The sequence below is a fragment of the Exiguobacterium sp. SH5S4 genome (assembly GCF_004337045.1).
Taxonomy (GTDB): domain Bacteria; phylum Bacillota; class Bacilli; order Exiguobacteriales; family Exiguobacteriaceae; genus Exiguobacterium; species Exiguobacterium aurantiacum_A.
This window is the reverse complement of the sequence record NZ_SJUQ01000021.1, coordinates 42,642-54,167: the sequence shown is the minus strand read 5'-3', so window position 1 is coordinate 54,167 and position 11,526 is coordinate 42,642. Positions and strand designations below refer to the sequence as shown.

The following is an 11,526-nucleotide window of genomic DNA, read 5'->3' as shown; positions in this document are numbered from 1 at the left end:
TCATTCCGCCGACTTCCCCCCGGAGGGTTCCGTCGATTTCCTGCGCTCGACTTGCATGTATTAGGCACGCCGCCAGCGTTCGTCCTGAGCCAGGATCAAACTCTCCAAAGAATTTGATATAGCTCTTGAAAATGACGAAGCTTGCGCTTCAATCAAAACTTGTAAAACTTTTTTTGCCTCATCGTTCAGTTTTCAAAGTTCGTCAGTTAAGATGGTGGGCCTAAGTGGACTCGAACCACCGACCTCACGCTTATCAGGCGTGCGCTCTAACCGGCTGAGCTATAGGCCCATAATGAAAATGGTGCACCCTGAGAGATTCGAACTCCCGGCCTTTAGATTCGTAGTCTAACGCTCTATCCAGCTGAGCTAAGGGTGCATGGTGCGGTCGAGAGGACTTGAACCTCCACGGTGTTAACCACCACTAGGCCCTCAACCTAGCGCGTCTACCGATTCCGCCACGACCGCAGCGTATTAAATGTTACGAGGAATAAAAATGGTGAGCCATGCAGGGCTCGAACCTGCGACCCTCTGATTAAAAGTCAGATGCTCTACCAACTGAGCTAATGGCTCAAATATAAGCTGGGCTGGAAGGGATCGAACCTTCGCATGTTGGAATCAAAATCCAATGCCTTACCACTTGGCTACAGCCCAACGTAAATGGCGGTCTTGACGGGATTTGAACCCGCGATCTCCTGCGTGACAGGCAGGCATGTTGACCCCTACACCACAAGACCAGTATACGCGCTTAAATTTGAAATGGTGGAGGATGACGGGATCGAACCGCCGACCCCCTGCTTGTAAGGCAGGTGCTCTCCCAGCTGAGCTAATCCTCCAAAATGGTGACCCGTACGGGAATCGAACCCGTGTTACCGCCGTGAAAGGGCGGTGTCTTAACCGCTTGACCAACGGGCCATTTGTTTAATTGGTGTTTTCTAAAAAGTAAATGGCGGAGACGGAGGGATTCGAACCCTCGCACCGGTTTCCCAGCCTACTCCCTTAGCAGGGGAGCCCCTTATAGCCGCTTGGGTACGTCTCCAAAATAAAATGGCTCCGCAAGTAGGATTTGAACCTACGACCTACCGGTTAACAGCCGGTTGCTCTACCACTGAGCTATTGCGGAACGTTGCTTGAATTTTTCAAAGTAACGATTTAAATTGTAACCGCAAACCCGAAACGTGTCAATCACTTTTTTAGAAAAGCTTTAATTTTTCATGCCGCGCTCTTGGCGACTCCTATAAGATATCACGGTCAAAAACGACCGTCAACACTTTTCAATAAAAAAAGTTGAGCAAAATGAAACCACTTTGCTCAACTCCGACTTTCTTCTTACCTAAATATCGATTTATTGTTTTTTGGGCTCTAGCATCGTCAGGCTGATCCGGCCCCGGTTGGCATCGACTTGCTCGATCCAGACGGTAACGATGTCCCCGACCGCGACCACGTCGAGTGGATGCTTGACGTAACGGTTCGACAGCTTCGAGATGTGGACGAGCCCGTCCTGCTTGACCCCGATATCGACGAACGCCCCGAAGTCGATGACGTTGCGGACAGTCCCTTGAAACTCCATCCCGACCTGCAAGTCTTCTAAGTTCATGACATCCGTCCGTAAGAGCGGCTTTTGAATATCCTCACGTGGGTCACGGCCCGGTTTGGCGAGCGACTTCAAGATGTCTTCGACCGTCGGCAGTCCCGCCTCAAGCGTTTCGCTGAGCACTCGTGCGTCGACCGATTTCAACCGATCTCGCAACTCGGCCGTACCGACCGCCGCTTTCGAGACACCGAGTTCTTTCAATAGAGACAACGCCAACTTGTAACTCTCTGGGTGAATCTCAGTTTGGTCGAGTACATCGCTCCCGTTCGTGATGCGAAGGAAGCCAGCTGCTTGTTCATACGCCTTCGCCCCAAGCCGCGGCACTTTCTTAATTTCTTTCCGCGTATTGAAACGACCAAACTCATCACGATACACGACGATATTTTTTGCCGTCGTCTTATTGAGACCCGATACATAAGTGAGCAGTGACTCGGAAGCCCGGTTCACATCGACACCGACCATGTTGACGACGCTCTCGACGACGAACTCGAGTGAGCCTTTCAATTTGTTTTGACTGACATCGTGCTGGTACTGTCCGACCCCGACTGATTGCGGGTCGACTTTCACAAGCTCGGCCATCGCATCTTGGATCCGGCGGGCGATCGATACAGCCGAACGTTCTTCGACTTTCAACTCCGGGAACTCAGATCGCGCAATCTCGGAAGCCGAGTACACGCTGGCCCCGGCTTCATTGACGATCGCGTACGCGACCTCACGCTCGGCCGTCTTCAGCCAGTTCGAGACAAATTGCTCGGTCTCACGTGAAGCGGTCCCGTTGCCGATGACGATGACAGAGATCGGATAGCGTTTGATGAGAGATGAGAGTACTTTTTCCGAACCGGCCACGTCATGCTTCGGCGCCGTCGGATAGAACACGCCAACTTCTTCAACTTTCCCGGTCTCGTTGACGACAGCCCACTTGCAGCCGGTCCGGTAGGCCGGGTCGATGCCGAGCACGACGACTTCACGGAGTGGCGGCTGCATATAGAGCTGCTTCAAGTTCTTTGCGAATACGTCGATGGCTTGTTCTTCAGCCGTCTCGGTCAATGAACTGCGGATTTCGCGTTCGATGGCCGGGAAGACCGATTTCTTAAACGCATCCTTTATAGCGAGCGTCACAACATCCCGTTTCTCGGTCGGAAGACGATCGAACTTACTGAGTGCTCGTTTCAAGAACAACGTCTCGTCAAAGACAAGCTTCACTTGGAGCACGTCGGTCCGCTCGCCCCGGTTCAACGCGAGGATACGGTGCGGCACGATGCCGACTACTTTCTCCTCGTAGTCGTAATACTGGGCGAACACTTCTTTCTCGTCTTCTGCCGTCTTTTTCTTTTGTGAACGGAGGAGCGCCTCGTTCCGCACTTTCGTCCGTAGCGTCTGCCGGAGAGCTGCCTCTTCCCCCCACTCTTCCCCGATGATTGCTTGCACGAACGGAAGCGCCTCTTCTAGCGCCAGTTCACCCGTGAGTCCCTCCGCTTGTTGTATCGAATAAGCAGATGCTTCCCGGAACCAGTCCGCGAGCGGCTGCAGCCCTTTCTCTCGTCCTTGCTCGGCTTTCGTCCGGCGCTTCGGACGATACGGCAAGTAGATGTCGTCGACTTGTTGGAGACTCGTCGCGACCTCGATGGCTCGCGTCAGTTCCGGCGTTGCCTTCTCGAGTTCTTCGAGCTTTGCGAGGACGTCTGTTTTCCGTTTTTGGAGACTCTCTTCATATTGGAGTGAGTCGAGGATCGCTTTGATCTCCACTTCGTCCAAATTCCCCGTCATCTCTTTTCGGTAGCGGGCCATGAACGGGATCGTCGCTCCGTCCGACGCAAGTTGTTGTACCGTCTCGATTTGACTCGTCTTCAGCTTTAATTCGTTCGCAATCTTCGTAATCAATCGAATCACTTCCTTTTCTCTTCTCTATTGAAGTGTAGCAAACTCTGTAGAAGACGACAAAAAAACGATGACCGTTTAGTCATCGTTTGAGAATACTTCGTTGAGTGGGACTTTGATGGCCTCACGCAATTTCTCGAGCGCGCGTCGCTGTAGACGTGACACGTGCATTTGGGAAATTCCGAGGAGTTCACCCGTCTCTTTTTGACTCATGTTTTTATAGTAAGCACATTCTAAAATCGCTTGTTCCCGCTCATTCAAGACGCTGAACGCCTTTTCGAGAATGAGGCGCTGGTCGACCGACTCATACCCACGCTCTTGGCTGCCGACGAGGTCGAGCAGTGTGACCGTGCTACCTTCATTGTCCGCTTCGATCGAACTGTCGACCGAGAGCGCTTGGTAGCTTTTGCCCATTTCGAGCGTTTCGAGAATTTCTTCATCGGAAACGCCAAGGTAGTCGGCGATCTCATCGATGCGCGGTGACCGTTGAAGTTCTGTCGTCAGCTCTTCGACCGTCTTCTTGATTTTCGGTCCAAGCTCCTTGATCCGGCGCGGTACGTGGACGCTCCACGTCTTGTCACGGATGAAACGCTTGATTTCACCAATGATTGTTGGAACGGCGAACGATTCGAAACTGCGTCCGAACTCCGGGTCGAAACGGCGAAGTGCGGCGAGCAACCCGATCATCCCGACTTGCACGAGATCATCATGAATGGCCCGGCCACGCGAGAATTTCCGAGCGAGCGCTTCAACAAGGTCTGAGTATCGGTTGATGAGGAGCATCTGGACTTCTTCGTTTTGATCGTCCTGTTGATAGCGCTCAATCCACTCTAATACTTCATCATCACTGTGATGGCGTTGTTGAGATTTTGCTGGCACTCTGATCCACCTCGTCCCTGTTAAGGAGTTTCGTCATTGTCACTTTGACACCGTTGTCCTTGTTGATCGAGACGTTATCCATTAACGCTTCAATGAGGAAAAGACCGAGTCCTCCTTCGTGAAGCGATTCGATTTCCGCCGTCTCCTCGACCGGAGCTGCTTGGCGTTTCACGTCGTCCGCGAACGTCTTGCCCGAGTCTTCGATCGTCATCTCGAGGCGGTCGTCGTGGACACCGCACGTGAGCTTCACTTCACCATCTTGGTCTTCATAAGCGTGCTGAACAGCGTTGCCACATGCTTCCGAGACCGCGATTTTAATGTCCTCGATCTCATCATACGTATATCCCATACGGTTAGCGATTCCTGAGACGACTAAACGGACCACCCCGACATATTCCGGTTTGGCCGGGAACGTCATCACCGTCTGTTCGATGTTACTCATTTCGTGCCACCTCTTACGTTTGTATTGATCGACAATAACTTGTCTAGGCCTGTCAATTCAAAGAGACGGTTGACGCGATCGGTAACGCCGACGAGCGACAACTCTTTCTCGTTACGTTTGGCAATTTTAAGTGCGCCGACGAAGACGCCGAGACCTGTTGAGTCCATATAGTCGACTTCATCCAAATGAACGATAACATCTTGTTCCGTAATCGCCGGGTGCAAGACTTCTTTCAATTTTGGTGCGGTATATGTGTCTACCTCTCCAGAAACGTAAAGGTGTAATTGTTCTCCAATGACTTGCTCGCGAATCGCTAAATCCATTGTATATTCCCTCCTAATGTTACGCATAGAAAAATTGAGTACAATTAATAACAATTCCCTTATTTCAGGATTTAAACCCACTTTTATCGATTTTTTTGAAAAAAAACCGATACCCATGTACCGGTTTAGTTATATGTAAGCTAGAGCGGGATTAATCCCATACTGATCTCTAGCGCTCGGTCAACTTTGTGCATCGTCTCATCATCGAGATGAGTGACTTTATCCGTCAGACGACGCTTATCAATCGTTCGAATCTGTTCAAGCAAAATCACGGAGTCTCGTTCGAGGCCGTGCTTGACTTGATATACTTCCACATGAGTCGGCAGTTTTGCTTTCTGGATCTGAGCCGTAATCGCAGCGACAATGACGGTCGGGCTAAAGCGATTGCCGATATCGTTTTGAATGACGAGAACCGGACGAACTCCACCTTGCTCTGAACCGACTACGGGCGACAGATTCGCATAAAACACGTCACCACGCTTTACGATCACTCCGCTCACACCCCGCTTACTTGACGTAAGAGAGCATGTTCGGCTTCCGTCTCAATCATCAGCATCTCTTCTGCCATATTCAAATTAAACGCGGCCATCTCTTGATAGCCTTTCGCCAATTCTTCACGCAGTGCTTGTTGTCGATCAGCAATTTCCTTGGACAAGTACGTCACTACATCGTTCAATGACAGTGATTCACGATCTTTCATCGAAATCGGACTCACATGCTGCGAGAACCGATTTGGAACGGATACTAAAGAACCCGCAGTTCGCTGTTTCAACATCTTGCACCTCCAGAATCGTTTCGGTGATTGGCGGAATTTTTCCCGCGTTCTTTATCAATATAACACGCAAGAATGGGAAAATATAGAGATTTCACGAAAGAATTCAGATAATTTCACACGCTTTATGATTTACACGTAGCGCCGTGGCAACCGGCTCGTCAATTGACAAACGACCTCGTAATTGATGGTCCCGAGGTGCGCCGCGAGTTCATCGATGGCGACCGGACCGCCGATTAATGTGACAACGGTGCCGACCGGGAACTCGTGCGGAAGGCGGATCATGAACCGGTCCATGCAGACCCGTCCGACGATCGGGCAGCGAACGCCCTCGACGTCGACTTCGAAGCCGCTTGCCTTGCGAATCCAGCCGTCGGCATAACCGACCGGTACCGTCCCAATCCATTCTTCGGCCGTCGTCGTGTACGTCGCACCGTAGCTGACCGTCTGTCCGGCTTCAAGCGTCTTCACTTGCATGAGTCGACTCTTCAATGTAAACGCCGGTTTCAAGAACGCATACGACGACGCCATCTCGCTCGATGGGTATAACCCGTACAGCGCGATGCCGACACGGACAAGGTTATAGGGAACATCTTCTCCTGCCATCCGGATCGCCCCGGCCGAGTTCGATGTATGAATGTAGCGGAAGCGCGGGATGAGTCCGTCGATCAACTGACTGAACCGCTTTTGTTGCTCGTAATAGAGCGGGCTGTCCGGTTCGTCGGCCGTCGCGAAGTGTGTATAAATCCCTTCGACGTCAAAGCGGTCGTCGGCTGCGTCGAGAAGTGCGTCAAGTTCGGCCCGTGTCCGCAAGCCGAGACGTCCCATGCCCGTGTCGATTTTGACGTGGACGGTGAGCGGACGGTTGGTCACATACGTGCTCGCCTCACGTAACCAGTCGGCCGAGAACACGGAGAGCGTCACATCATGCTCGGCCGCGACTCCGGCGTATTCCGGGAACTGTGCTTCCATGACGAGAATCGGGGCGGTGATACCGGCGTCTCGAAGCTCGATTGCTTCTTCGAGCAAGGCGACTCCAAGCATCGTCGCCCCGTTCGCGAGTGCGATGTTCGCGACCTCGACGGCCCCGTGCCCATAGGCGTTCGCTTTTACGACCGCCATGAGCGCTTGCGGGATACGTTTTTTGATTTCGATGATGTTGTGGGCGATCGCCGCCCGGTCGATTTCAATCCAACTTGGACGAAACATGGTGATCCCCCTCTTCAATGATGACTTGTGCGATGGCGTACCGTTCGCTATGGCTAATGCTTACATGAATCCGGCCCGGGTGAGGCGCCGTCATATGCGGGCGTCCCGTCTCGTCGGGCAATACTTCGATCTGTTGCCACGACAAGCCGCGGGCGATGCCCGTCCCGACCGCTTTCGCGTAGGCTTCTTTCGCCGCGAACCGTCCGGCGACGAACTCGATTCGGCGTTCGTCTGAATACGTGAGGGCAAACCCGCGCTCTGCCTCTGTCAGCAACCGATTTATAAAGCGAGGTTGTTCGATCGAGCGAGCGATCCGTTCTAGCTCGACGATATCGATTCCGATTCCCGCAATCATAGGACACTCGCTCCTTTCCTTTTTCACTCGTTTCCTTATACAATTAAGAAAAGAGGTGATGCTATGTTTAGTCGTACTGAGAATGTTCAAACGTTCGTACGGGCGTATCCGCTCGTAACGCTGTTCATTGTAATCCAACTGCTCGTGTTTGTCATCGGTTCTTTAGTGCCCGACCTCCGTATCGTCGCGCTCGGAGGGTCGTTCCATCTCGCGCTCGCCCAAGGCGAGTGGTACCGTCTTGTGACAGCCAACTTCATTCACTTAGATCTCGGTCATTTGCTGTTCAACTCGTTCGCGCTCATCATTTTCGGACCCGCCATGGAACGCATGGTCGGTCATGTGAAGTTCGCCGTGTTCTATATCGTGGCGGGTGCGCTCGCCAACTTGCTGACGTTCTTCACGGTGAGTGAACTGTTCTACTTGCAAGCCGGTGCTTCCGGTGCGATTTTAGCGATTCTCGGCTTCTACGTGTTCATCGGCCGCTTCCGCCGTACGCTCATCTACAGTCAGGACGCCAGACTCGTCTATATCTTCGTCGCCATCAGCGCCGTGTTCACGCTCATCGGAGCGAACGTGTCACTTTGGGGACACGTGTACGGCTTCTTGGCCGGGTTCTTGCTCGCGATCCCGCTCTCTCGATTCACGGTGCCTTACTCGCGTCCGCTCCGTTACGGGAAGTACAAGCAGCGGAAGTACGCTCCGCCCGTCGTCCATTCGAGCAACAGTAAATGGATTTTCTACGTCATTATCGGGCTCGCCGTTTTCGGCTTGTTGGCACAGTTCTTATGAAAAAATGGCCAAGCGCTCAGCGCTTGGCCATTTGAGTTAGATCTGGTTTTTATGACGTGCGTCTTGGAGCGCGTCGACCAAGTCTTTGACGTCTTCGACGAGGTTTTGGATCGTATCTTGGTTTTCTTCGTACAACGCCTTCAAGTCCATGACGCGATCTTTCAAGCTGCTTTTCGATGAGGCTTGGAGCCCGACCGAGTGTGATTGCGTCGACGTGTCCGTCGACTTGAGTCGTGCTTTCATCCCTTTAAGCTGTTTGATCTGCTGATCGCGTGTCTCTTTGTGGAGCAGCGATGCGCTGGCACCGATGATGGCACCTGCCGCCAAACCCATCCAGAAGTAGTTCTTGTTCATAAAAAAATCCTCCCCTAACGTGACGTTATGTTTATTATAGGTTATCCGGTTCACTGACGACATAGTGTTTTATGATTGGACCGGCCCCTTTTTGTTCGACGGCTTCTTTCAACCGTTCTTGAAACAGTAAGTAGTCGGTCGAATCGCGAAACCGATTTCCTTCTTCAGTGAATTGAATGATGACAATCCCATGGTTGTCGTCCGGGTCAACGCCGAGCCGATACGCGGCAAATCCGTTGTGCCCAGACCCGAGACGGGACTTTTCTTTCAGCAATCGGTGGAACAAGAGCGACCGGGCGTTCGAGTCGACCGGGATGTTCGCATAGATGATATTCCCTGTCGCCGCGAATTGTCCTGCCGCTTCTTCGATTTGGAACGTCTTCCCGCTTTGGAACGGGGACTTGTCCCCTTCGGCAAGCAAGATTGTCTCGTTGCCGCTCGCGACGACGACGCCCGGTTCCTTGCGCAACCGGTCGGCGACACTGCCTGAGGCGAACGTCATAAACAGTTTAGACAAGTTCCTCACAGCCTTTCGCGAGCATGATGTCCTTCTCTGTGATGCCTCCTTCATCGTGTGTCGACACGGTGATCGTGACGTTGCGATACTCGATTAATATGTTCGGATGATGGTTGAGCGTCTCGGCCATATCGGCAACGAGATGAACGAATTGGATCGCCTCCGGAAACGTCTCGAGGCGATACGTTTTCTGTAGCTCCCCTTCGACGACTTCCCAGCCCGGTAATCGTGACAACTGTTCAGACAGTTCGGTCGATGACAAAATCATCAGCTGATTCCCCTTTCGATTGCAGTTCCTCTTACACTTACTACCCGACCAAGCTCGAAAATAATCTTTTTCGCATGCCGTAAAATGATTTAGAATAAGAAAGATAGCCAAATCATTCTTCACAAGAGAGAGGAGACTTCCCATGCGGGCATTGATCGTCATTGATTATACGTTTGATTTTATCGCAGACACGGGTCGTTTGACTTGCGGGAAACCCGGGCAAGACATAGAAGAACGAATCGTCCAGTTGATTGAAGAATTTTCAACAGAGGACTACGTCGTCGTCGCGAACGACGTCCATGACGCCGACGACACGTATCATCCTGAAACGACGTTGTTCCCCCCCCACAACATTCGGGGCACGGAAGGTCGCGAGTTGTACGGTGCCGTCAAAACTGCCGCCGAACGCGCCGACTATTGGATCGACAAGACGCGTTATAGCGCCTTTGCAGGCACAGACCTTGACCTTCGCCTACGTGAGCGCGGCATCCATGAAGTCCATCTCGTCGGTGTATGCACCGACATCTGTGTGCTCCATACGGCCGTTGATGCGTACAACCTCGGATACAAGATCGTCGTCCATGCGGATGCGGTTCAAAGCTTTAACCCGATTGGTCACGATTGGGCGCTCGAACATTTTGTCACGACCCTCGGAGCAACTGTGACCGGGAAGTGACGCCAAACAGAAAGGAAACTACAATGTTACATCGCAACTTAGCACTCCATACCGACCTTTACCTCCCACGCTGGATGTATATTTATTGGAAACAAGGCCGTCATAACGAAAAAGTCGTCTTCGACCTCTACTACCGCTCGAATCCGTTCAGCGGCGGTTACGTCGTCTTCGCCGGCTTGCAAAATATCGTGCACTATTTAGAGAACGTCTCGTTCACGGAAGCCGATATCGCTTATTTGAAAGAACAGCTCGGGTTCGAGGACGAGTTCGGCGACGTCCTCCGCAACTTCAAGTTCACCGGTTCCCTCTATAGTGTGCGCGAAGGTGAGATCATCTTCCCGCACGAACAAGTCGTCCGGATCGAGTCGACGATCTTCGAGGCGAAGCTGTTCCAGACGGCGCTCCTCAACATCGCCAACCATGAGTCACTCATTGCCTCGAAGTACGCCCGAATCCGTCAAGCCGCACCGAATGAGACGTTGCTTGAAGGTGGAGCCCGCCGTGCCCAAGGCGTCGACGCCGCCTACTACGGGACGCGCGCCGCTTACATCGCCGGCTTTGATGTGACGAGTCTCGTTTCGGCAGGACGGGATTTCGATGTCCCGACCGGAGGTACGATGGAGCACGCCGACATCCAGTTCCATGATGAAGAACTCGAGGCGTTCCGAACGTTTGCCGAGATGTATCCGGACAACACGAGCCTGTTGATCGACACGTACGACACGCTCAAATCCGGTCTCCCGAACGCCATCACGGTCGGAAAAGAACTCGAGGCGAAAGGACATCGCTTGAAATCGGTCCGTCTCGACTCGGGTGACCTTGCCTACTTGTCAAAACGGGCCCGGAAAGCATTGAACGCGGCCGGTCTCGACTACGTCAAAATCGTCGTCTCAGGTGACCTCGACGAGTACGTCATCCAAGACTTGCGGATGCAAGGCGCCGAAGCCGACACGTTCCTCGTCGGGACGCGCGGGATCACGGCTTACGAACAGCCGGCCCTCGGGATGGTGTACAAGCTCGTCGCCCGTGAAGGGGCCGACGGCGAGTTGAAACCGGTCATCAAAGTGTCGTCCTCAAAAGTGAAGACGACGACCCCGCACAAGAAAGAACTTTACCGGATTATCGATAACGAGACCGGCAAGTTCAAAGGGGATTATATCGCGCTCGCCGACGAACCGGTCGAGACGTATACGGAGATTGACTTGATCGACGTGCGTGACCCGGCGTTCCGGATCAAGACGCGCAACTTCAGCGTCAAACGTCTGCTCGAACCGATCTTCCTGGATGGGAAGCGCGTGTACGACTTGCCGAGTGCGAAAGACATCCGCCAGTATCACCATGAGCAGATGAACGGGCTGTGGGAAGAGTACAAGCGACTTCGCCTGCCGGAAGTGTATGCGGTCACGTTCAGCAAGCCGCTGTGGGACTTAAAACTCGAAATGATCCGTCAAACACGGATTCCAAAATAAACAA

At 52.7% G+C, this 11,526-nt stretch carries 14 protein-coding genes, 10 tRNA genes and 1 rRNA gene; 3 read left to right on the top strand and 22 right to left on the bottom strand.

All coding sequences use genetic code 11. The annotated features are described in order from the left end of the window. The 19 genes from EVJ32_RS11960 to acpS form a co-directional block, all read right to left on the bottom strand. Positions 1–111, bottom strand: a 16S ribosomal RNA gene (locus EVJ32_RS11960); the annotation flags it as partial. A 101-nt stretch (positions 112–212) separates the two neighbouring features. Then, positions 213–289: transfer RNA gene (locus tag EVJ32_RS11955), tRNA-Ile, on the bottom strand. 10 nt (positions 290–299) lie between these two features. Further along, positions 300–376: transfer RNA gene (locus tag EVJ32_RS11950), tRNA-Arg, on the bottom strand. A gap of 1 nt (position 377) precedes the next feature. Next, a tRNA-Leu gene (locus tag EVJ32_RS11945) sits at positions 378–465 on the bottom strand. A 29-nt stretch (positions 466–494) separates the two neighbouring features. Then, positions 495–570 (bottom strand) — tRNA-Lys (locus tag EVJ32_RS11940). A gap of 9 nt (positions 571–579) precedes the next feature. After that, positions 580–651 (bottom strand) — tRNA-Gln (locus EVJ32_RS11935). Between the two features lie 7 nt (positions 652–658). Continuing rightward, positions 659–734 (bottom strand) — tRNA-Asp (locus EVJ32_RS11930). A 23-nt stretch (positions 735–757) separates the two neighbouring features. Continuing rightward, positions 758–833 (bottom strand) — tRNA-Val (locus EVJ32_RS11925). Between the two features lie 4 nt (positions 834–837). After that, positions 838–912 (bottom strand) — tRNA-Glu (locus EVJ32_RS11920). 32 nt (positions 913–944) lie between these two features. After that, positions 945–1,036 (bottom strand) — tRNA-Ser (locus EVJ32_RS11915). 9 nt (positions 1,037–1,045) lie between these two features. Continuing rightward, positions 1,046–1,120: transfer RNA gene (locus tag EVJ32_RS11910), tRNA-Asn, on the bottom strand. 222 nt (positions 1,121–1,342) lie between these two features. Then, the gene (locus EVJ32_RS11905; RefSeq protein ID WP_236639518.1) at positions 1,343–3,481 is read right to left on the bottom strand and encodes a Tex family protein; all 2,139 of its coding nucleotides are present in this window, start codon (positions 3,479–3,481) and stop codon (positions 1,343–1,345) included. 66 nt (positions 3,482–3,547) lie between these two features. Then, positions 3,548–4,348 (bottom strand): RNA polymerase sigma factor SigB, encoded by an 801-nt coding sequence (sigB, locus tag EVJ32_RS11900; protein WP_016510526.1) that lies wholly within the window; start codon positions 4,346–4,348, stop codon positions 3,548–3,550. After that, positions 4,314–4,790, bottom strand: coding sequence for an anti-sigma B factor RsbW (gene rsbW / locus EVJ32_RS11895; protein ID WP_016510521.1), 477 nt, complete (start codon positions 4,788–4,790; stop codon positions 4,314–4,316). The genes sigB and rsbW overlap by 35 nt, the downstream gene beginning before the upstream one ends. Beyond that, on the bottom strand, positions 4,787–5,113 hold the full coding sequence (locus tag EVJ32_RS11890) for an STAS domain-containing protein (protein WP_016510528.1): 327 nt from the start codon (positions 5,111–5,113) through the stop codon (positions 4,787–4,789). Before EVJ32_RS11890 ends, rsbW begins: the two co-directional genes overlap by 4 nt. A 140-nt stretch (positions 5,114–5,253) precedes the next feature. Continuing rightward, positions 5,254–5,604: a type II toxin-antitoxin system PemK/MazF family toxin gene (locus tag EVJ32_RS11885; RefSeq protein ID WP_016510516.1), complete on the bottom strand. Its 351-nt coding sequence runs from the start codon at positions 5,602–5,604 to the stop codon at positions 5,254–5,256. A 5-nt stretch (positions 5,605–5,609) separates the two neighbouring features. Beyond that, positions 5,610–5,888, bottom strand: a complete 279-nt coding sequence (locus EVJ32_RS11880) for a hypothetical protein (RefSeq protein ID WP_131458590.1) — start codon at positions 5,886–5,888, stop codon at positions 5,610–5,612. Between the two features lie 129 nt (positions 5,889–6,017). Next, complete coding sequence (gene alr, locus EVJ32_RS11875; protein WP_131458589.1) at positions 6,018–7,094, bottom strand: alanine racemase; 1,077 nt, start codon at positions 7,092–7,094, stop codon at positions 6,018–6,020. Continuing rightward, on the bottom strand, positions 7,072–7,449 hold the full coding sequence (acpS, locus tag EVJ32_RS11870) for a holo-ACP synthase (protein ID WP_131458588.1): 378 nt from the start codon (positions 7,447–7,449) through the stop codon (positions 7,072–7,074). The genes alr and acpS overlap by 23 nt, the downstream gene beginning before the upstream one ends. 63 nt (positions 7,450–7,512) lie before the next feature. On the opposite strand from acpS, the gene EVJ32_RS11865 reads away from it, so the two are divergent. After that, entirely contained in the window at positions 7,513–8,238 is a 726-nt protein-coding gene (locus tag EVJ32_RS11865) for a rhomboid family intramembrane serine protease (protein WP_131458587.1), read from the top strand. Between the two features lie 36 nt (positions 8,239–8,274). On the opposite strand, the gene EVJ32_RS11860 is transcribed toward EVJ32_RS11865, so the two are convergent. From EVJ32_RS11860 to EVJ32_RS11850, 3 genes are read right to left on the bottom strand one after another with little or no spacing between them, the layout of a single operon-like run. After that, complete coding sequence (locus EVJ32_RS11860) at positions 8,275–8,592, bottom strand: hypothetical protein (RefSeq protein ID WP_131458586.1); 318 nt, start codon at positions 8,590–8,592, stop codon at positions 8,275–8,277. Between the two features lie 34 nt (positions 8,593–8,626). Next, a complete protein-coding gene (locus EVJ32_RS11855) occupies positions 8,627–9,109 on the bottom strand; it encodes a hypothetical protein (protein WP_236639517.1) in 483 nt (160 codons plus the stop codon). After that, entirely contained in the window at positions 9,102–9,377 is a 276-nt protein-coding gene (locus tag EVJ32_RS11850) for a 4a-hydroxytetrahydrobiopterin dehydratase (RefSeq protein WP_131458585.1), read from the bottom strand. The genes EVJ32_RS11855 and EVJ32_RS11850 overlap by 8 nt, the downstream gene beginning before the upstream one ends. Positions 9,378–9,519: 142 nt before the next feature. Between EVJ32_RS11850 and EVJ32_RS11845 the strand changes: the two genes are divergently transcribed. Together EVJ32_RS11845 and EVJ32_RS11840 are read left to right on the top strand one after the other, a co-directional pair. Further along, positions 9,520–10,053, top strand: coding sequence for a cysteine hydrolase family protein (locus EVJ32_RS11845; protein ID WP_131458584.1), 534 nt, complete (start codon positions 9,520–9,522; stop codon positions 10,051–10,053). Positions 10,054–10,076: 23 nt separating this feature from the next. Continuing rightward, positions 10,077–11,522 (top strand): nicotinate phosphoribosyltransferase, encoded by a 1,446-nt coding sequence (locus EVJ32_RS11840; RefSeq protein ID WP_131458583.1) that lies wholly within the window; start codon positions 10,077–10,079, stop codon positions 11,520–11,522. Positions 11,523–11,526 lie beyond the last annotated feature (4 nt).

Coding starts and splice junctions, on each gene's coding strand:
- rsbW (WP_016510521.1), bottom strand. CDS start 4,790: ATGAGTAACATCGAACAGACGGTGATGACGTTCCCGGCCAAACCGGAA.
- EVJ32_RS11890 (WP_016510528.1), bottom strand. CDS start 5,113: ATGGATTTAGCGATTCGCGAGCAAGTCATTGGAGAACAATTACACCTT.
- EVJ32_RS11880 (WP_131458590.1), bottom strand. CDS start 5,888: ATGTTGAAACAGCGAACTGCGGGTTCTTTAGTATCCGTTCCAAATCGG.
- alr (WP_131458589.1), bottom strand. CDS start 7,094: ATGTTTCGTCCAAGTTGGATTGAAATCGACCGGGCGGCGATCGCCCAC.
- acpS (WP_131458588.1), bottom strand. CDS start 7,449: ATGATTGCGGGAATCGGAATCGATATCGTCGAGCTAGAACGGATCGCT.
- EVJ32_RS11865 (WP_131458587.1), top strand. CDS start 7,513: ATGTTTAGTCGTACTGAGAATGTTCAAACGTTCGTACGGGCGTATCCG.
- EVJ32_RS11860 (WP_131458586.1), bottom strand. CDS start 8,592: ATGAACAAGAACTACTTCTGGATGGGTTTGGCGGCAGGTGCCATCATC.
- EVJ32_RS11850 (WP_131458585.1), bottom strand. CDS start 9,377: ATGATTTTGTCATCGACCGAACTGTCTGAACAGTTGTCACGATTACCG.
- EVJ32_RS11845 (WP_131458584.1), top strand. CDS start 9,520: ATGCGGGCATTGATCGTCATTGATTATACGTTTGATTTTATCGCAGAC.
- EVJ32_RS11840 (WP_131458583.1), top strand. CDS start 10,077: ATGTTACATCGCAACTTAGCACTCCATACCGACCTTTACCTCCCACGC.